Genomic DNA, 19,925 nt, shown 5'->3' on the forward strand with positions numbered 1-19,925 from the left:
CCCACCGCGTCAGAAAGGCGAGCGCATGCCCTTGCGGTTCGACGCACACATCTCCACGGCCGAGACCGACTACGGCACCGTCCTGCTGGACGAACGGGCCGGCACCTACTGGGAGTTGAACCCGACCGCCACCCTGGTGGTCCGCACGCTGCTGGACGGCGGCGAGGAGGCGGACGCGGCCGCCGCCCTGGTCCGTGAGTTCGACATCGACCGGGCGCAGGCCCAGCAGGACGTCGAGGTGCTCGTCGGCCACCTGCGCGAGGCGGGGCTGGCCTCATGACGACACCCAGCGCGCTGGAGCGCCCCACCGGTGTGTCCCCGGGCCTGCGCCTGGCCGCCCGCCTCATGCTGCTCCCCGCCGTCCTGCTCGCCCTGCTGCCACCCCGCCGCATCCGTGCCGTCCTGGGTGTCCTGCGCCGCGGGGCGCCGCCCGCCACCACCGCGCAGGCCCAGGCCGCCCGGGACGCGATGTGCGCCGTCAGCCTGCGCTGCACCGGGCCGAAGGGGTGCCTGCCGCGTTCGCTGGGGGCCGCGCTGCTGTGCCGGCTGCGGGGGACGTGGCCGACCTGGTGCGCCGGGGTCCGTGTCGTCCCGCCCTTCACCGCCCACGCCTGGATCGAGGCGGAGGGCCACCCCGTCGGCGAGGGCGTACCGGACGGCTACTTCGCCCGGCTGGTGGCCGTCGAGCCGACGCGCCGGTGAGCGGCGGCACGGCGCCGGACGAGCCCCCCGGCGAGGACCGGTCGACCCGCGCCGCAGTGGCCACGCTGTTCCGGCTCACCGGCGGGCACCGGGCCGCCGTGGCCGCGGCCACCGCGCTGACGCTGGCCGGCTCCGCCCTGGGGCTCGCCCAGCCGCTGGTGGCCCGGCAGGCCGTGGACGCGAGCGGCCGCGGACAGGTCCTGTGGCCGCTGCTGGCGCTCCTCGGCGCGCTGTTCCTCGTCGAGGCGGCCATCGGGTCGGTGGGCCGCTTCCTGCTGGAGCGGATGGGCGAGGGTGTCGTACGGCAGCTCCGCATGGACCTGGTCGGACGACTGCTCCGGCTGGAGATGCGGGAGTACGACCGGCACCGCAGCGGCGATCTCGTCTCCCGGGTCACCGCGGACACGACCCTGTTGCGCGAGGTCGTCTCACAGGCGCTCGTCGACCTGGTGACCGGAGGCCTCGTCGCCGCCGGGGCACTGGTCCTGATGGCGTGGCTCGACCCGCTGCTGCTGCTTCTCGTCGCGCTCACCGTGGCCGTGGCGGCAGCCCTGGTCAGCTCGTTGCTCCAGGGCATCCGGCGCGCCTCCGAGCGTATGCAGGACGCGGTCGGCGCCGTCGCCGCGGACCTGGAGCGGGCGCTGGGGGCCCTGCCGATGGTCCGGGTGCACCGCGCCGAGGACCGCGAGACGGCCCGCATCGGGGCCAGGGTCGAGGAGGCGTACGAGGCGGGAGTGAGCACCGCGCGGCTCGCGTCCGTCATGAGCCCCGCCGTCGAACTCGCCGTCCAGGGCTCCTTCCTCGTCGTCCTCGTCGTCGGGGGCCTGCGCGTCAGCGGTCACAACGGCTCCCTCGGAGATCTCGTCGCGTTCCTGCTGTACGCCTCGTACCTGGTCATGCCGCTGTCCTCGGTCTTCCACGCGGTGGGCCTGATCCAGCGCGGCATGGGCGCCCACCGGCGCGTCGAGCAGGCGCTGCGCCTCCTCACGGAGCGCACGGACCCGCTTCCCGCGCAGGGCCGGCCCCGCCCCCGGCCCGTCGCATCCGCGGCAGCCCGCTCACCCGCGCTCGCGCTGGACGACGTCCGGTTCGGCTACGCTCCGGGCCGCCAGGTGCTGTGCGGTGTGTCCTTCAGCGTGCCCCACCACCGGCAGGTGGCCCTCGTGGGTCCCTCGGGCGCCGGCAAGAGCACCGTCCTCGCGCTCGTCGCGCGGTTCTACGAACCCGACTCGGGGGCCCTGCTGTTCGACGGGCGGCCCGCCACCGAGCTCGGCCGCGACGCCTGCCGCCGGCGCATCGCCGTGGTCGACCAGAACACCCATGTCGTCCACGGCACCCTGCGGGAGAACATCACCTACGCCGACCCCGACGCCCCCGAGGCCGAGGTGCGGCGGGTCCTCGCGCTGGCCCGGCTGGAGGAACTGGTCGACCGGCTGCCCGGCGGCCTGGACGCCGTCATCGGTGAACGCGGCAGCACCCTCTCCGGCGGCGAACGCCAACGCGTCGCCCTGGCCCGCGCCCTGCTCGCCCGCCCCGCGCTGCTCCTGCTGGACGAGCCCACCTCGCATCTCGACGCGATCAACGAGGCCGCGCTGACCACCGTGATGAAGGACATCGCCCAGGAATGCGCCCTGTTGGTCATCGCCCACCGCCTCTCCACCGTGCAGCACGCCGACCGCATCGTCGTCCTTCAGGAGGGCCGTAGCGTCGCCGACGGCGACCACCAGGAACTGCTCGCCCACAACGCCCTCTACCGCGACCTGGCCACAAGCCAGATGGTGCGCCCCGGCGCACCGTCCACCGACCGCGGGGACCGTCGGACGAACGTCTGAGGAAGACGTGCCGGCCGGGTGCTGGAGGTGCCCCGGGCCCCCCTTCGTGCGAAGGTGTTCTACGGGCGTGCGCCATGGTGTAACCGGCTCCCACCCGGGTTACCCGACTGCGGCACGTCGATCAGCGAGGGCGTCCCGGGCCCCGCAGGGACGCCGGATGGGAAGGCCATGACCAGCGGCTTCAGCAGCCCCGAGGGCTACGACCCCTTCGGAGAATTCCTCGCCCGCTTCTTCGGCGGCCCGCGCCCGGGCCCCCGGCAGATCGACATAGGCAGGCTGCTCAGTCAGCCTGCCCGGGAACTGGTCCGCGGGGCCGCCCAGTACGCGGCCGAGCACGGCAGCCGGGACCTGGACACCCAGCATCTGCTGCGGGCCGCCCTGGCCAGCGAGCCGACCCGGAGTCTGCTCAGCCGGGCCGGCGCCGATCCCGACTCCTTGGCGTCGGAGATCGACGAACGCTCCGGCCCGGTCCAGCACACGGCGGAGGAAGCGCCGCCGCCCACCTCGCTCTCCCTCACCCCTGCCGTCAAGCGGGCCCTGCTCGACGCCCATGACCTGGCGCGGGCCAGCGGCGCCGGTTACATCGGCCCCGAGCACGTGCTCAGCGCCCTGGCCGCGAACCCCGACTCGGCCGCCGGGCACATCCTCCACTCGGCCCGTTTCGCGCCGACCGGGCTGCCGCCCGAGGCACCGGACACCACGCAGACCCGTACCGAGCACACGCGCCCCACCGGCACGCCCACCCTGGACAAGTACGGCCGCGACCTCACCGACCTGGCCCGCCAGGGCCGTATCGACCCGGTGATCGGCCGCGAGGACGAGATCGAACAGACCATCGAGGTGCTGTCGCGGCGCGGCAAGAACAACCCGGTGCTGATCGGCGACGCGGGCGTCGGCAAGACCGCCATCGTGGAGGGGCTCGCGCAGCGCATCGCCGACGGTGACGTGCCCGACGTACTGATCGGGCGGCGGGTGGTCGCCCTGGACCTCACCGGCGTGGTCGCGGGCACCCGCTACCGCGGTGACTTCGAGGAACGCCTCAACAACATCGTCGGCGAAATCCGCACCCACTCCGACCAGTTGATCGTCTTCATCGACGAGCTGCACACGGTCGTCGGTGCCGGCGGAGGCGGCGAGGGCGGCGCGATGGACGCCGGAAACATCCTCAAGCCGGCGCTCGCCCGCGGCGAGCTCCACATCGTCGGCGCCACCACCCTGGAGGAGTTCCGCCGGATCGAGAAGGACGCGGCGCTCGCCCGCCGCTTCCAGCCGATCCTGGTGCCCGAACCCTCCGTACCGGACACGATCGAGATCCTGCGCGGCCTGCGCGACCGCTACGAGGCCCATCACCAGGTCCGCTACACCGACGAGGCCCTGGTGGCCGCCGTGGAGCTGTCCGACCGCTATCTCACCGACCGCCGTCTGCCCGACAAGGCCATCGACCTCATCGACCAGGCCGGCGCGCGGGTACGGCTGCGGGCGCGGACGAAGGGCACCGACGTACGGGCCCTGGAGCGCGAGGTCGAGCAGCTGACCTGCGACAAGGACCAGGCGGTCGCCGACGAGCAGTACGAGCGGGCGACCCAGCTGCGCGACCGCATCGTCGAGTTGAAGAAGCGCATCGCGGACACCACGGGCGGCGACGAGGCCGACGAGGGGCAGCTGGAGGTGACCGCCGAGGCGATCGCCGAGGTGGTGTCCCGGCAGACGGGCATCCCGGTCGCCAGCCTCACCCAGGAGGAGAAGGAGAAGCTGCTCCGCCTGGAGGAGCACCTCCACGAGCGGGTCGTCGGGCAGGTGGAGGCCGTCGCCGTGGTCGCCGAGGCCGTCATGCGCTCCCGCGCCGGACTCGCCAGCCCCGACCGGCCCATCGGCAGCTTCCTCTTCCTCGGCCCGACCGGCGTCGGCAAGACGGAACTGGCGCGCGCCCTCGCGGAGGCCCTCTTCGGCAGCGAGGAGCGCATGGTCCGCCTGGACATGAGCGAGTACCAGGAACGCCACACCGTCAGCCGCCTGGTCGGCGCCCCGCCCGGCTACGTGGGCCACGAGGAGGCGGGCCAGCTCACCGAGGTCGTGCGCCGCCACCCGTACTCGCTCCTGCTGCTCGACGAGGTGGAGAAGGCGCACCCGGACGTCTTCAACATCCTGCTCCAGGTCCTCGACGACGGCCGTCTCACCGACTCCCAGGGCCGCACCGTCGACTTCACCAACACGGTCATCGTGATGACCAGCAACCTGGGCTCCGAGGCGATCACCCGGCGCGGCGCCGGCATCGGCTTCGGGGCGGGTGGTACCGACGCCGACGAGGAGGCACGGCGCGAACAGATCCTGCGCCCGCTGCGCGAGCACTTCCGCCCCGAGTTCCTCAACCGCATTGACGAGATCGTCGTCTTCCGCCAGCTCACCGGCGACCAACTGCGGCAGATCACCGACCTGTTGCTGGAGAAGACCCGCCGCCTGCTGCAGGCGCAGGGCGTCACGGTCGAGTTCACGGACCCGGCCGTCGACTGGCTCGCCGAACGCGGCTACCAGCCCGAATACGGCGCCCGCCCCCTGCGCCGCACCATCCAGCGAGAGGTCGACAACCAGCTGTCGCGTCTCCTGCTGGACGGCCGGGTGGCGGAGGGCGGCCGCGTGACGGTGGATGTGGAGGACGGCCGGCTGGCCTTCCGGACGGAAGACCTGCCGATCGCTCCAGAGCTCTAACGGGGTGCGGCTGCAGCGCCCCGATAGGGGCGCGGGGCTGTGTCGATTTGCGGCTCCGCCGCGTGGGCGCGACCAGCCCCCACGCACCCGCAGACGACTACGGCGCCGGGTCAACCACCTGCGCCGACCCACCGCCCCTACGGACCGTCTCAGCCGCCGCCAGCCACTTCCCACCGGGCAACCGCTGCACACCGGTGGCCGCCCCGATCTCAGGGTTCAGCTTGAACGAATGCCCGATGGCCTCGAGCTGAGCTCGCAGCCCGCCCGCACTGGTGTCGTTGTAAAGCGCCGGCTCCAGCTCGGTCTGCGCAGCGTTCCGCTGACTGGCCCGCGGCGCCGCGATCGCGTCGACCAGCGGCAGATGGCGGTCCAGGAACTCGGTCAGTACCTGAAGCACGGTCGTGATGATCGTCGCCCCACCGGGCGAACCGAGCGCCACCACCGGCTTGTTGTGCTTGTCCAGCACGATCGTCGGCGAGATCGACGACCGCGGCCGCTTGCCCGGTCCCGGCAGGTTCGGGTCGTGCACGGCCGGGTTCGCAGGGGTGAAGGAGAAGTCCGTCAGCTCGTTGTTGAGGATGAACCCGCGCCCGGGCACGGTGATCGCGCTGCCGCCGGTCTGCTCGATGGTCAGCGTGTAGGAGACGACGTTGCCCCACTTGTCGGCCACGGTCAGGTGCGTGGTGTTCTCACCCTCGTACGTCGTAGGGGCCGCCGTACCGCCGGAGGCACACGCGGCCGGGTGCCGCGGATCCCCGGGCGCCACCGGACTGGTCAGCACCGCGTCGTCCTTGATGAGGCACGCCCGTGAGTCGGCGTACTTCTGCGAGAGCAGTTCCTTCGTCGGTACGTCCTCGAAGGCGGGGTCGCCGACCCAGCGCCCGCGGTCCGCGAAGGCGATCCGGCTGGCCTCGATGTAGTGGTGCAGGTACTGGACCTCGCTCGCCTTCGAAAGGTCCGTGTTCTCAAGGATGTTGAGGGCCTCCCCGACGGTCGTGCCGCCGGAGGAGGAGGGCGCGATGGAGTAGACGCCGAGTCCGCGGTACGAGGTCTTCGTGGGCGCCTGGAGCTTGGCACGGTAGGCCGCGAGGTCCTTGTCGGACAGCTTGCCCGGGCGGGCGTTCCAGCCCGAAGCCGGGTCCACGGGCGGGTGGTTCACGGTGCGGACGATGTCGTCGCCGAGGTCGCCGTCGTAGAGCGCGCCGATGCCCTTCCTGCCGAGCTCCTCGTAGGTGCGGGCGAGATCGGGGTTCTTGAAGGTGGAGCCGACCACCGGGAGCTGCCCGCCCGGCAGGAACAGCTTGGCCGTGTCCGGGAAGTAGCGGAACCGGGTCTCGTTGGAGGCGGTCTGCGAGCGGAAGGTGTCGTCGACGGTGAAGCCGTCGCGGGCGATCCGCTCGGCGGGCTTCAGCACCGTGCCGAGTCTTCTGCTGCCCCAGTTGTCCAGTGCCGTCTGCCAGGTGGCGGGCGTGCCCGGCGTGCCGACGCTAAGGCCGCTGCTGACGGCGTCGGCGAAGGCAAGGGGTTTGCCGTTCTCCACGAAGAGGTTGGAGTCGGCGGTCAGCGGCGCGGTCTCGCGGCCGTCGATCGTGTGCACCGTACGGGTCTTGGCGTCGTAGTAGACGAAGTAGCCGCCTCCGCCGACCCCGGAGGAGTAGGGCTCGGTGACACCGAGCGCGGCCGCGGTGGCGACGGCCGCGTCGACCGCGTTGCCGCCCTTCTTCAGGACCTCGATGCCGGCGGCGGAGGCGTCCGCGTCGACGCTTGCCACGGCGCCGCCGTAGCCCACGGCGACGGGCACCTTCTGCGGTGTCGTGGCGGTGGTCGGCGGTGCTGCCGCCCCGACCGACACCACGGCGGCCGAGACCGCCAGGACCGACAGTTTCCGCGCGACAGGACGACGCATCCGTACCTCCAGTCAGGGACGTCCGCGCAGCGTAACCGCATCGTCCTGAGCCCCAACAGCCCCCCTCCGGCTCCTGTCATACGAATGCCACAGGTCGAACACCGGTACGTACCAGCCATGTCGGCCCGCTAGCATGCGCGCCCATGAACGACGACGTGCGCAACATCGTCCTGGGCGTGGTCGCGGCCGGCATCAGTGCCGCGCTCGGCTGGCTGGCCCGTACCTATCTGTGGAAGCGGAAACTCCGCCGCAAGCAGGCGTTCTTCGGGCTGCCCGACCACTCCGAGTCGCTGCTCGTCGTCAACCGTGACGCCGGCAGCCCCGATCTCGCGGTGCACCGCTACGACGTGTTCGCACTCCTGGAACTCGCCGCGCTCATCAAGGACTGCGGCGCACATGCCGAGGTGATCACCCAGGACGCGGCACGGCAGGGCTTCGGCGAGCGGACCGAGTTCTGCGTCGGAGGGCCGGGCTCGAACCGGCGCATGGCGGCACACCTGCACGCCATGCTGCCCGGAGTGCGGGTGAACACCGACCCGGAGCCGGGCCCGGACCGGCTGGCGTTCCAGATCGGCAGCGAGCGCTACCGCATGGAGAAGGGCCTGACCGAGTACGTGCTGCTGGCACGACTGACGGCCGGTCAGCCCGGCCTGACCCGGCCGGTCTTCCTGTTCAGCGGCCAGACCGCGATCACCAACCAGGCCGCGACCCGCTACCTCGCCCGCAACCACGAGCGGCTGGCCCGCAAGTACGGCAACAACACGTTCGTCCTGCTCCTGAAGGTGGTCAACTCACAGGCGTACGGCCCGGATGTCGCCGAGCTCGTCGCGGACGTGACCCGCGCGGCACAGGCACCCCTGCCGACGCCTGCCGCTCCCCGCAACTCCCACCGCGCCTCCTGAATTCATTCACACGCCAACAATCGTTACTGGCACGTAACTTACCGACGGGTTACCTCTGGTAAAGCACCGAGGTTACCGTCTGGTCACTTTGCACTGACACGAGTGAGGAGTGACCCGTGGGAACCCATCGCAAGGCCCTGCGTTCGACCGCCGTGGGCGCCGTCTCCGCGACTCTGATCGCCGGTAGCGCCCTCGGGCTCGCCCCCGCCGCACAAGCGGCGAACGCCGTCCGTTTCGTCGACATCACGGGCGACGGCGGCACCGTCCTCAAGGCGAACGTCGTCACGCCCGCGGGCGCCGACGGCACACACCGCTACCCGCTGCTCGTGCTCCCCACGAGCTGGGGTCTGCCGCAGGTCGAGTATCTCGCCCAGGCCCAGAAGCTCGCCGACTCCGGCTACATCGTGGTCAGTTACAACGTACGGGGCTTCTGGCAGTCCGGCGGGGAGATAGAAGTGGCCGGGCCACCGGACATAGCCGACGCCTCCAAGGTCATCGACTGGGCGCTCGCCAACACCCCGGCCGACTCGGCCCACATCGGCATGGCGGGCGTCTCCTACGGCGCCGGCATCAGTCTGATCGCCGCCGCGCACGACAAGCGGATCAAGGCGGTCGCCGCCCTCAGCGGCTGGGCCGACCTGATCGACTCGATCTACTCCGGCCGCACCCAGCACGTCCAGGCCGCGGCCCTGCTGGACGGCGCGAGCCTGGTCACCGGCCGGCAGAGCCCCGAGGTCAGGCAGATCTTCGACAACTTCTACGCCTCCAACCTGTCCAAGGAACAGGAGATGATCGATTGGGGGAAGAAACGTTCGGCCGCAACATATGTGGATCAGCTGAACAAGAACGGCGCAGCGGTCATGATGGCCAACGCGTGGGGCGACACGGTCTTCGCCCCCAACCAGTACGCGGACTTCTACGAGAAGCTGACCGGCCCGAAGAGACTGGAGTTCCGCCCCGGCGACCACGCCACCGCCGAGCTGACCGGCCTGTTCGGACTGCCCAACGACGTGTGGACCGACACCGAGCGCTGGTTCGACCACTACCTCAGGGGCGAGAACAACGGCATCAACCGCGAGGAGCCGGTCCAGCTCAAGCCCCGTACCACGGGCGGCTACGAGGGCTACCCGGACTGGAAGTCGATCGCCGCCACCGACCGGAAGATCGCCCTCGCCGGCACGACCACGATCCACACGAACGTCGACTCCGGGGCGGACGGCGGGATCGTCTTCCTGTCGAGCATCCTCGACCAGATCGCCCAAGTGCCCCCGATCGCCTCGATCCCCCTGCTCCCCCGCCGCTGGGCCGCCGTCTGGCAGTCGGAGAAGTACGCCGCCGCCCAGCAGATCCGCGGTACGGCCCAGTTGCACACCACCCTCACCCCGACCAAGGAGAGCGGCACCCTCGTCGCCTATCTCTACGACGTGGGGCCGCTCGGCCTCGGCAAGCTGGTCAGCAACGCGCCGTACACCTTCCACGGGCGCACGCCCGGAGAGCCGTTCGGTCTCGACCTGGATCTGTTCTCCACGGCCTACGACGTCCCGGCAGGGCACCGGCTGGCCCTGGTCGTCGACACGGTCGACCCGCTCTACATCGAGCACAACCCGTCCGGCGCTCAGCTGACCTTCTCCTCGCCGGCGAACGACCCGTCGTACGTGTCGATTCCGCTGCGCAAGCAGTGATCTCCGGCTGCCGCCGGCCGGGCATGGCTCTGTCGCTCAGTGCTCGAGGATCTTGGACAGGAAGTCTTCGGCGCGCTCGCCGTGCGGGTCGGTGAAGAACTCCTCCGGGGCGCGGTCCTCGATGACGCGGCCGTCGGAAAGGACCTCGTTGGCCATCTCGGGGTCGAGAGTGGAGGTGGACTCGTCGAACAGGAGCGCCTTGGGCTCCATGGCGAGGGCGCGGGGGAACTCGGGCGCCTGGCCGGCGAGGCCGACGACGCGGCCGAGGAGCCGGCGGGAGCGGTCGTCGGCTTTTTCCTTCTTGCGTCCGCGGACCTTGGTCTGCCCCAGCGAGACGTCCTGCGGGACGGTCATGCCGACGCCGGTCCGGAGCCGCGCGAGGACGGTCCCCGGCCGGTCGACCGTCCTGCGCAGTGTCGACTTTCCCGACCCGGACGGCCCGATGACCACGACCACCTCCCCCTTGCCGACCGTGAGGTCGATGTCCTGCAGGACATGCAACTCCCCGTAGTACTCGTTGACGTCATGCAGCTCGATCAGCGGATCGACGGCCATTCGCAGCCCTACTCACTCTCAGCTGTGTCGTGGTTGCCGCAAACTATCCGGACGCGAGTTGACTTACGGCACGACACGCACTTTTCGGGCATAAGCCGTATTTACGTCGATCTTAGGTCGGGCGCTCCGCTCACGCCTCCGCGACCTCGGCGTACAGCTGCGAGAGCTCGGGGGCCCCGCTGGCCGCCCACTCGTGCCCGGAGGTCACGACGTCGAACTCGCGGCCCGAGGAGAGCCGTACGACGGGCTGGCCGTCCGGCCAGATCTCCCAGGCGGCACCGGGCACGGTGCGCACGATCACGGTGCCCAGGTAGAGCCCGGCGTCGTTGCCGAGCCAGTGCAGCACCTCGGGGTCGTCCCGCCAGCGCGGCAGCAGCTGGTCGAGGGCCTCCAACGAGGCTGTGGAGTCGTCGAGTTGGACGCCCTCCTGGGACGCCTGCGAGCGGAGCAGTTCGCACTCGGAGAGGAGTTCGGCGATGCCCTCCGGGTCGGGGATGCCGTGCTTTTCATGCCGGTGGCCCAGAAAAGGGATCTTCATACCTCCCAGCGTGTCATTCGCACCCGCATGCGCACCACAGGCGCGCGGGCGGTCACTTCGGGGCTATTTCGCGCCGACTCCGTGCATGGCGCGTTGACGGGTCCCTCACGTCTCTCTAGCTTCGCGATGCGTCTTGCGTCCCACCGGTGAGCGGGAGGAGTCGGCCGTGCGTCGACGTGTGCGGGGATTCGCGGTTGCCATCGTCTCGTTCGCCTTCCTGGCGCCTGTCCTGTCGGCACGGGCCGCTGCCGGCGACGGGGCACAACCACAGCCGCTGGAGCGGCTCTTCGACAACGTTGCCGTCAGCGACGACACCCGTCCGGGGCCGGCGAACCTCGACGGCTACGGCGGTTCCCTGTCGGCACAGGACCTGACGGCCGCGGGCTGGACGCCCGGCCGCGCCCTCACCGTGCAGGGGGCCCGGCTGACCTGGCCGCGGCGGCTGCCCGGCGAGCCTGACAACGTGCTCGCCGCCGGACAGTCCGTGCGCGTCGGCGGACGCGGCGACGCGCTCGCCTTCCTGGTGGCGGGCACGGCCGGGGCCGGCGCGAGCGGCACGGGCTTGGTCGCGTACCGGGACGGCACCCGCTCCTCGTACACCCTGACCGCTCCCGACTGGCGCGCCGGCCCGCTCGCCACGAAGGCGGTGGCACTGCCGCACATCAACACACCCGGCGGTCAACTCGCCGAGCAGGCACGGCTGTACGTGGTGACTGTGCCCCTGGTTCGGGGGGTTCAGGTGACTTCCGTGCAGCTGCCGCGCGCTGCCGGTCTGCATGTCTTCGCGCTGGCCGTGCGGTCCTCCGGCGCGGACTGGACCGGCAGTTGGGCGGCCGCGACCTCCGGTGTCCGGGCCGTGGGGCCGTGGAGCGACCGGACGGTGCGGCTGGTGGTGCACACGTCGGTGGGCGGGTCGCGGGTGCGGCTGCGGTTCGACAACACCTTCGCGGCGGCGCCGGTACGGATCGGTGGCGCGACGGTGGCCGTGCAGAAGGAGGGGGCCGCGGCGCGGGGCGTGCCGGTGCCGCTGTCGTTCCGGGGCGGGGCGGGCGTCGAGATCCCGGCCGGGGCTCAGGCGTTCAGCGATCCGCTTCGCTTCGTGGTGCCCGCGGAGGCGAATCTGCTGGTCAGTTTTCATCTGCCCGGGCCGGTGGCGGCGGCGCCCGTGCACCAGCTGGCGGTGCAGCGGTCGTATGTGAGCACTGCGGGCGACCATACGGCGGAGAGCTCCGGGGCGGCGTACACCACGACCCTGACCAGGTGGCCGCTGCTGACCGGGGTGGACGTGGGCGGAGGGCCGGGCTCGGTGGTGCTGCTCGGGGACTCGATCACGGACGGGGACAGGTCCACGACAGGCGCGAACCGGCGGTGGCCCGACGTGCTGGCCGCACGGCTGCTGAAGCAGCGTGGGGTCCCGCGATACGGGGTGCTCAACCAGGGGATCTCCGGGAACCGTGTGGTCACCGACCGGTATCCCGGTGACGGGGTCTCCACGGACATGGCCGGGGTCAGCGCCCTGAACCGGTTCGACCGCGATGTCCTCGCCCAGACCTCGGTGCGCACAGCGGTCGTCTTCGAGGGCGTGAACGATCTGCGGGGGCAGGCCACGGCGCAGCAGATCATCACCGGGTTGCGGGAGATCGCGGACCGGGGGCATGCGCGGGGCCTGCGGATGCTGGCCGGCACGATCCTGCCCTGCGCGGGCGAGGTGCGGTGCACGGCCGCCGTCGACGCGGAGCGCTCCGCGGTGAATGCGTGGATCCGGGGGTCCGGGGTGTTCGATGCGGTGCTCGACTTCGATGCGGTGGTGCGGGATCCGCAGCAGCCGGGGCGGATGCTGGCCGCGTATGACAGTGGGGATCATCTGCATCCTGGGGATGCCGGGCTCGCCGCCATGGCCCGCTCGGTGGATCTGCGGGCACTGGTGCCATGAGCGTCCTGGGGGCTGTGCCCCCGGACCCCGCTTCGGCCTGAACGGCCTCGTCCTCACACGCCGGACGGGCTGATGTGGCTGAGCCCGGCCTTGTCCGTGTGCGCAGGCGGGCCGAAAGAAGCCGAGCCGGTTCTGAAGGCGTTGCTCTAGACGTCCAGGTCGACCACCACCGGTGCATGGTCCGATGCGCCCTTGCCCTTGCGTTCCTCGCGGTCCACGTAGGCGTCCGTGACCGCCTCGGTGAAGGGGGCGTTGCCGTAGACGAGGTCGATGCGCATGCCTCGGTTCTTGGGGAAGCAGAGCTGGCGGTAGTCCCAGTAGGTGAAGGGGTGCTCGTACTTCAGGGGGCGGGGGACCACGTCCGAGAGACCGGCCTCACGCAGGGCCGCCAGAGCTGCGCGCTCGGCGGGGGTGACGTGGGTGAGGCCCTCGAAGGCGGCCACGTCGTAGACGTCGTCGTCCGTGGGGGCCACGTTGTAGTCGCCGAGCACGGCGAAGGGGCGGCTGCCGCCCGCGTCGCCGGCGACGGCGGCCTTGAGGGCCTCGAACCACTGGAGCTTGTAGGCGTAGTGGGGGTGGTCCACCTCGCGGCCGTTCGGCACGTACACCGACCAGACGCGGACCGGGCCGCAGGTCGCCGAGATGGCCCGGGGCTCCTCGCTGCCGTCGTAACCGGGGTCGCCCGGCAGGCCCTTGACCACTTCCTTGAGGCCGACGCGGGAGAGCACCGCCACGCCGTTCCACCGGCCGGTCGCGTTGACCGCCGCCTCGTAGCCGAGGTCGCGCAGTTCGTCGAACGGGAACTGCTCCTCGGCCAGCTTGGCCTCCTGGAGGCAGAGCACGTCCGTGCCGCTGCTCTCCAGCCAGGCCAGGAGCCTCGGCAGGCGGGCGGTGATCGAGTTCACGTTCCAGGTCGCAATGCGCATGCCTCACAACCTACCGGGCCGCTCTGACAACGCGGCCGGCCCGCCCGCCGGGCGTCCCGTGCTCAGACCTCCGCCGAGTCTCCGGGCGTCAGCCGCAGGTGTTCCGAGCCGCCGAGCGCGCCGATCTGGCGGTCGTAGACGGGACGGGCGAGGTCGGTGAGCAGCGCGTCGTGGATGTCGTAGGCGCGCCGCGGTTTGACCTCGCGGACGTAGTCGATGACCTCGGAGATCTTGCTCCAGGGTGCCTGCACCGGGAGCATCAGCGTCTCGACGGGGTGGTCGGGGACGGTGAGGGCGTCGCCGGGGTGGAAGACCCTGCCGCCGTCGATCAGGTAGCCGACGTTCGTGATGCGCGGGATGTCCGGGTGGATGACGGCGTGCAGCTCGCCGTGGACCTGGATGTCGAAGCCCGCGGCGGTGAACGTGTCGCCGTGGCCGACGGTGTGCACGCGGCCTGGGAAGGCGGCCGAGATCTGCTCCGCGACCGAGGCGAGGGTCCAGATCTCGACGGCCGGGTCGGCCTCCAGGGCCGCCCGCAGCCGGCCCTCGTCGAAGTGGTCGGGGTGCTCGTGCGTGACGAGGATCGCATCCGCGCCGAGCGCGGCGTCCTGCTCGCTGAACGCGCCGGGGTCGAGGACCAGCGTCCGCCCGTCCTTCTCGAGACGGACGCAGGCGTGCGACTTCTTCGTGAGCTTCATGGCTCCCATCCTGCCCCGTTCGCGGGCGGCTCGGGCAGCTGAGACTGGTGCTTTCGCTGCCCGGCTGACGATCAGCCGTTGTCAGTCGGTGGGGGTCGTTTCCTCTCTTATGACCTGCTGGGCCACCTTGAACGCGCTGTTCGCCGCCGGCACGCCGCAGTAGACGGCCGACTGCATCAGTACTTCCTTGATCTCGCTCGGCGTGAGGCCGTTGCGCAGGGCGGCGCGGGTGTGGAAGGCGAGCTCCTCCAGGTGGCCGCCCGCGACCAGGGTGGCCAGGGTCACGCAGCTGCGGGCACGCCGGTCGAGACCGGGGCGGTCCCAGATCTCACCCCACGCATACCGGGTGATGAACTCCTGGAAGTCCCCGGAGAACTCGTCCGCCTGCGCCAGCGCCCGGTCGACGTGTGCGTCGCCGAGCACCTCGCGGCGCACCTTGATGCCGGTGTCGTAGGGGTCGGGACGTCCGTTCACCGGCGGGGGCACGACGGCGGCGGGGGCTATCTCGGCGATCGGCACGGACTGGTGGGGCTGCGGGGACGGGGCGAGTACGGGTTTGGCGGGCGTCGCCGGGATGGCGATCTGTCCCGTGGACGACTCGACGTAGCCGGGCTGCCAGGCGGTGGAGAAGTGCCGGACCAGCAGGTCGGTGACGGCCGTGGGCTGCTCGACCGGCACCAGGTGGGAGGCGCCGGGGACGACGGCCAGACGCGCGTCGGGTATGCCGGCGACCAGGGTGCGGGCCTCGGCGGGGCCGGTGACCTTGTCCTCCGAGCCGACGAGGACGAGGGTGGGCACGCCGACGCGGCCGAGTTCGGGCCTTACGTCGAACGCGGCGAGGGCCTCGCAGGCGGCGATGTAGCAGCCGGGGTCCGTGGTGCGGACCATCTGCACGGCCCAGTCGGTGATCGCGGGCTGCGCGGCGGCGAACCCGCCGGTGAACCAGCGGTCGGGGGAGGTACGGGCGATGGGGTCGAGCCCGTTCGTCCGCACTATCACCCCGCGCTGCCGGAACTCGTCGGCCGTGCCGAAGCGGGGCGAAGCGGCGATCACCGCGAGCGAGGCGAGCCGCTCGGGGTGGCGCAGGGCCAGCTCGAGACCGATCGCACCGCCGAGCGCACAGCCCGCGTAGCCGAAGCGCTGCACGCCGAGCCCGTCGAGCGTGGCCAGCAGCCGGGAGGCGAGTTCGTCCACCGAGCCCACCGGGTAGGCGGGCGCGCCGCCGTGCCCGGGCAGGTCGAAGCGGAAGACGCGCCACTGCTTCGCCAGCTCGGGCACCTGGCGGTCCCACATGTGCCAGGTGGTGCCGAGCGAGGGACCGAGGATGAGGACCGGGGCGTCTTCCGGGCCGTCGAAGCGGTACTGGAGGGCAGGGGTCTTCGTCTCACTCACCGCTCCACGCTAACCGCCTTTTCTTGCCTTCCGGACCCGGTGCCCCACGTCCTCACACCGCCCTCCCGCGGATCACCGGCGAACCCTCACACCGCCTTCACCGGAGACCGAACGGGCCGTCCCGCGCCCCCGCCGTTCACCGCTTCGACGGCGGTGCGGGCGGGATGGCGGCCGTGGTGATCGTCATCGGGGTGCCGGTGACGGCGATGAGGTAGGTGCGTACGTGCCTGCGGCTCGGGAGGGCCCGGAAGCCTCCCGGGGGTTCGACGACGTATTCGGCCCAGGCGTGCGGCGCGAGGGTCGCCGGGCCGGAGGCGATGGTCCACCAGTTGGAGGCGCCCTGCCCGGTGCGGCTGGCGAAGTGCGGGGCGAGGGCCGTGCCCGTGGTGTTGACGACCCGTACGCCGACTGCGGTGACGCCTGCTCCCGAGGGGTGGGTCGCGTAGCGGGGGGCGAGGCTCATGCGCAGGGGCGGTGGGCTTGCGGCGGCGACCGTCACACAGGCGAGGGCGGGCAGCAGCAGGCCCGCGGCCACGGCGCCCTTCGCGCGGCGGCCGAGGGCGCCGGGCAGACGTGGCTGCCAGGCGGTGGCGAACGCGGCGGCCGGGACGGTGGCCACGGCCGCGAGCCACAGCGGGGTCATCATCAGGAAGTAGCCGTCCTGGGAGCGCGTGGCCAGATAGAACGCACACCAGGGCAGCACCGTGATCGCGGGGCCGAGGCGCCGGACGAACAGCAGCGTGGCGGCCAGCAGGCCGAGCAGGAGCAGCAGGCTGCCGTAGGAGTAGTAGTCGAGGCGGCTGCTGCCCGCGGTGAAGTAGTAGGAGATGCCCATCAGGCCCTGGCCGTGCAGGATCGCCTTCTGGTTCAGGGGCAGCAGCAGGCCGTGCAGCCAGGCCGAGAACTGCTGGACGGCGAAGTAGGCGTTGACGGCGGCCCAGGCGAACACCGCCGTGGCGGCATAGCGGGCGATGACGGCGAGCGCCCGCCGCGGGCCGAGTTCGCCGCGCCGGACGGCGTACAGGCCGATCAGGAGGAACGGGGTGAGGAACCAGGCGAGTTGCTGGGCGGCGCAGGCCGCGCCCAGACAGGCCGCCCGCAGCACTCCCCTGCCTCCCAGTTGACCGCCCGCGCCCGTGGCGGGCCAGCGCACCACCACGGGGACCAGCAGGGCGAGGGCCGTGATCGCCGGGTAGCCGGCGTAGGCGTACTGGGGCAGGAAGCCGAAGCCGAGACAGACCGCGGTGGCCGCGGACCGCCAGGCCGTCGGCAGCAGGAACCACAGCAGGACCGAGGAGACCAGGAGCGTGCCGGTGGTCACCAGTGTGGCGGCCGCCGCCGAATGGACGACGGCATGCACCGGGGCGACGAGCAGGGCGGTCAGCGGCGGATAGCCGTAGGTGAAGTCGGCACCGCCGGACATGGTCTTGGTGATCCCGACGCGTGCGCCGTCGAAGAGCCAGGGCCAGGACTGGCCGTAGACCGGATGGCCGTGCAGGATCTGGCTCGCGGCCTGGGCGGTCAGCACGCCTTCGTCGGTGCCCGCGTGGTTGAGCAGATAGCCGCAGGTCACCAGCGCCACAGCGGTCAGCAGCACCGCCGCGTCCACCCGGACGAGCGCCCGCCGGGTGCGCACGAAGAGGGCGAGCACGGCACAGACCAGGATCGAGGCGTAGCAGGCCGAGATCGCCGCGGCCACGGCCGGGCGGGATCCCATCGCGGCGGTCCAGGCGTCCCGCGTCCCGATGAACAGGCTGATCGTGGCCACCAGCGTCATCCCACGATGCAACTGCTGGGGACCGGCCTCCCGGACCTCGGGCAGCGCGGCCCGGGTCGGAGGCGGCGCCGACAGGTCCGCCCCGGCACTCCCGGGAAGCTCGACGCTTGTTCCGGCGCCACCGGAGTCCATCACGCGACCGCCTCCTCCTCTGCCTCAACCCCATTGGGCAGCACCCACGCGTGTTCAGCCACTCGGGACCAACTACTACAACGTGTAGGTAAGTGCGGGAGGGGCGAGGTCTCACAGGATCGGAGACCATCCGTCGGCCGGCCCCGGTCGGCCTCATGGAGGGACAGGGTTCTTCTCACCGACCTCTCACCCTACGGTTTGTAGGGTGAGAGGGCCTTGCGTCACCTGCGCCTGGTGGGGGTCTCCGAGGGCTCCTGACCCGAGGCACGCACCGTGGTGTGGCCCGGCTTCTTGAGGTGCCGGGGCACGACGTCCTGCGGGAAGGTCAGCTGCTGGTTCATCCACTTCAGGGTGGCCGGCATCTCCCGTACCCAGGTGGGGAAGTTGTGGCTGCCGCTCTCGGGCAGGATCGACACCACACGCATGGGTGCCTTGACGGCCTTGATGAAGGCCAGGGTCTGCGGGTAGCCCTTCTCGCCGTGCTTGCTGTCGGCGACCAGGACCGAGACCTGCGGCGCGGGAAGGTGCTTGAGCCGCCACATCAGGTCGTGCCCGTTGATCCGGTTGACACGGCCCAGTCCGCTGCCGAAGAGGTTGCCGGTCGTGGCGTCGTCCTTGATCTTGTAGTCGGGCGACAGGGCACCGGCCGTCGTGTACACGTGCGGGTTGCGCATCGTCAGCTGCAGGGCGCAGGTGCCACCGGAGGAGTAACCCATGACGCCCCAGGCGGTGGCGTCGTGGCCCACCCGGTACGTGGACTTCAGGGCATCCGGCAGGTCCTTGGCCAGGAAGGTCTCGGTCTGCGGTCCGCCCGGCACGTTCACGCACTCGGTGTCGCGCGGCGGAGCGATCGTCGGCCGGATCATCACCATGATGGTCGGCTGCATCTGGCCGCTCTTCTGCAGCTCTCCGGCGGTCTGTGACACCCGCAGGTACTGCGCGAGGTTGAAGATGGAGCCGGGGTAGCCGCTGAGCGCGACGATCACCGGGAAGCGCTGCCGGTGGTACGCCTTCTGGAAGTACTGCGGCGGCAGGTACACGAAGGCCGGGTCGACGACGCCGGTGCGGCGGCCGATGACCTTCACGGACTCGACCCGCCCGTTCACCGCCGCGGGGCCGGTGGGCAGTCCGCTGACCCGGTTCAACTGCTCGTCGCCGTTGGGCTGTATGAGGGAGCCCTTCACAGAGATGCCGGAAATGGCCCCGCCGTCGTTGTTTCCACCCGCCTGGGTGACACCGACGGGAGCGGTGTCGACGTTGCCGAAGAGCTCACCCCACGATCCGAAGAACTGGTAGGACGAGTTCAGCCAGCACGCGAAGGCGGCGATGATCGTCACCTGGGCCACTCCGATGGCCGCCAGACGTCCGAGCACCTGCCACACGCCCTGCTTGGCCAGCCGTGGCCACAGCCAGACCAACAGCGCCACACAAATGGCGGCCACGGCCGCCATCACGTACACAGTCGTCTCGCTGGTCAAACCCATGCCACTCAGTCCCCGGTTTCCTTGCCCGTGGTTTTTCCGTCACCCAGGAGGAGGGTTGCGGACCCTTCCGCGTTCCCCAAGAAACGCTAATGGGACAAAGCCCATACCTCTTTCTTGATTTCACGGAAGGGCCGTCACCAGAGGTCAGGAGCCGTCAGCCGTTCGGAGGGACCTGCGGTATGTGACGCAGTCCTCATACGCCGGCAGCAGCCCCTGGGCCTCCGCCTCGGCGAGCGTCGGCGCCTGCTCGTCCTTCGGGGACAACAGCGGCTCGATGCCCTCGGGCCATTCGATGGCGAGGTCCGGGTCGAGCGGGTGGATACCGTGCTCACGCTCGGGGGCGTAACCCTCGGAGCAGAGGTAGACCACCGTCGCTTCGTCCGTCAGGGCGAAGAAGGCGTGGCCGAGACCCTCTGACAAGTAGACCGCGTGATGGGTCTCGTCGTCGAGCCGGACGGCCTCCCACTGCTTGTACGTCGGTGATCCGACCCGGATGTCGACGATGACGTCGATGACCGCGCCGCGCACGCACTTGACGTACTTGGCCTGGCTCGGCGGAACGTCGGCGAAGTGAATGCCGCGCAGCGTGCCCCGTCTCGAGACGGAGCAGTTGGCCTGCGCCAGGTGGAGGTCCTGGCCGGTCGCCTCGCGGAACGCGGTGCCGCGGAACCACTCGTGAAAGCTGCCGCGGTCGTCGGGGAAGACCTTGGGTTCCATGACCCAAGCGCCCTCAATGCCCAGTGGTCGCACGTATCGATCC

Annotated in this window: 16 protein-coding genes; 7 read left to right on the forward strand and 9 right to left on the reverse strand. The window is 71.1% G+C overall.

What is annotated here, in order from left to right; translation table 11 throughout:
• Nucleotides 1-25 precede the first annotated feature (25 nt).
• The 4 genes from ACFY1U_RS23125 (at nt 26) to ACFY1U_RS23140 (ending at nt 5,240) form a co-directional block, all read left to right on the forward strand.
• Nucleotides 26-280, forward strand: a complete 255-nt coding sequence (locus tag ACFY1U_RS23125) for a lasso peptide biosynthesis PqqD family chaperone (RefSeq protein WP_390696009.1) — start codon at nt 26-28, stop codon at nt 278-280.
• Nucleotides 277-702, forward strand: a complete 426-nt coding sequence (locus ACFY1U_RS23130; RefSeq protein WP_390696010.1) for a lasso peptide biosynthesis B2 protein — start codon at nt 277-279, stop codon at nt 700-702. Before ACFY1U_RS23125 ends, ACFY1U_RS23130 begins: the two co-directional genes overlap by 4 nt.
• Nucleotides 699-2,534, forward strand: coding sequence for an ABC transporter ATP-binding protein (locus ACFY1U_RS23135; protein ID WP_390696011.1), 1,836 nt, complete (start codon nt 699-701; stop codon nt 2,532-2,534). Before ACFY1U_RS23130 ends, ACFY1U_RS23135 begins: the two co-directional genes overlap by 4 nt.
• Nucleotides 2,535-2,702: 168 nt before the next feature.
• Nucleotides 2,703-5,240, forward strand: a complete 2,538-nt coding sequence (locus tag ACFY1U_RS23140) for an ATP-dependent Clp protease ATP-binding subunit (RefSeq protein ID WP_390696012.1) — start codon at nt 2,703-2,705, stop codon at nt 5,238-5,240.
• Nucleotides 5,241-5,337: 97 nt separating this feature from the next.
• On the opposite strand, the gene ggt is transcribed toward ACFY1U_RS23140, so the two are convergent.
• Nucleotides 5,338-7,146 (reverse strand): gamma-glutamyltransferase, encoded by a 1,809-nt coding sequence (ggt, locus tag ACFY1U_RS23145; RefSeq protein WP_390696013.1) that lies wholly within the window; start codon nt 7,144-7,146, stop codon nt 5,338-5,340.
• 143 nt (nt 7,147-7,289) lie between these two features.
• On the opposite strand from ggt, the gene ACFY1U_RS23150 reads away from it, so the two are divergent.
• Entirely contained in the window at nt 7,290-8,048 is a 759-nt protein-coding gene (locus tag ACFY1U_RS23150; protein WP_390696014.1) for a hypothetical protein, read from the forward strand.
• Between the two features lie 116 nt (nt 8,049-8,164).
• A complete protein-coding gene (locus ACFY1U_RS23155; protein WP_390696015.1) occupies nt 8,165-9,730 on the forward strand; it encodes a CocE/NonD family hydrolase in 1,566 nt (521 codons plus the stop codon).
• Nucleotides 9,731-9,766: 36 nt separating this feature from the next.
• Here ACFY1U_RS23155 and ACFY1U_RS23160 read toward each other — a convergent pair whose 3' ends face one another.
• Complete coding sequence (locus tag ACFY1U_RS23160) at nt 9,767-10,285, reverse strand: ATP-binding cassette domain-containing protein (RefSeq protein WP_390696016.1); 519 nt, start codon at nt 10,283-10,285, stop codon at nt 9,767-9,769.
• A 130-nt stretch (nt 10,286-10,415) separates the two neighbouring features.
• Entirely contained in the window at nt 10,416-10,823 is a 408-nt protein-coding gene (locus ACFY1U_RS23165) for a DUF6278 family protein (RefSeq protein ID WP_390696017.1), read from the reverse strand.
• Between the two features lie 166 nt (nt 10,824-10,989).
• Between ACFY1U_RS23165 and ACFY1U_RS23170 the strand changes: the two genes are divergently transcribed.
• A complete protein-coding gene (locus ACFY1U_RS23170) occupies nt 10,990-12,756 on the forward strand; it encodes an SGNH/GDSL hydrolase family protein (protein ID WP_390696018.1) in 1,767 nt (588 codons plus the stop codon).
• Between the two features lie 146 nt (nt 12,757-12,902).
• Here the strand turns inward: ACFY1U_RS23170 and ACFY1U_RS23175 are convergent, their stop codons facing one another.
• The 6 genes from ACFY1U_RS23175 to rfbC form a co-directional block, all read right to left on the reverse strand.
• Nucleotides 12,903-13,682, reverse strand: a complete 780-nt coding sequence (locus ACFY1U_RS23175) for an exodeoxyribonuclease III (protein WP_390696019.1) — start codon at nt 13,680-13,682, stop codon at nt 12,903-12,905.
• 62 nt (nt 13,683-13,744) lie between these two features.
• Nucleotides 13,745-14,380, reverse strand: coding sequence for an MBL fold metallo-hydrolase (locus ACFY1U_RS23180; RefSeq protein ID WP_390696020.1), 636 nt, complete (start codon nt 14,378-14,380; stop codon nt 13,745-13,747).
• A gap of 81 nt (nt 14,381-14,461) precedes the next feature.
• Complete coding sequence (gene pcaC / locus ACFY1U_RS23185) at nt 14,462-15,772, reverse strand: 4-carboxymuconolactone decarboxylase (RefSeq protein ID WP_390696021.1); 1,311 nt, start codon at nt 15,770-15,772, stop codon at nt 14,462-14,464.
• 136 nt (nt 15,773-15,908) lie between these two features.
• Complete coding sequence (locus ACFY1U_RS23190) at nt 15,909-17,681, reverse strand: hypothetical protein (protein ID WP_390696409.1); 1,773 nt, start codon at nt 17,679-17,681, stop codon at nt 15,909-15,911.
• A 221-nt stretch (nt 17,682-17,902) separates the two neighbouring features.
• The gene (locus tag ACFY1U_RS23195) at nt 17,903-19,165 is read right to left on the reverse strand and encodes an alpha/beta hydrolase (protein ID WP_390696022.1); all 1,263 of its coding nucleotides are present in this window, start codon (nt 19,163-19,165) and stop codon (nt 17,903-17,905) included.
• Nucleotides 19,166-19,309: 144 nt separating this feature from the next.
• Entirely contained in the window at nt 19,310-19,915 is a 606-nt protein-coding gene (gene rfbC, locus ACFY1U_RS23200) for a dTDP-4-dehydrorhamnose 3,5-epimerase (RefSeq protein WP_390696023.1), read from the reverse strand.
• Nucleotides 19,916-19,925 lie beyond the last annotated feature (10 nt).

The organism is Streptomyces sp. NPDC001351 (assembly GCF_042896045.1).
Taxonomy (GTDB): Bacteria; Actinomycetota; Actinomycetes; order Streptomycetales; family Streptomycetaceae; genus Streptomyces.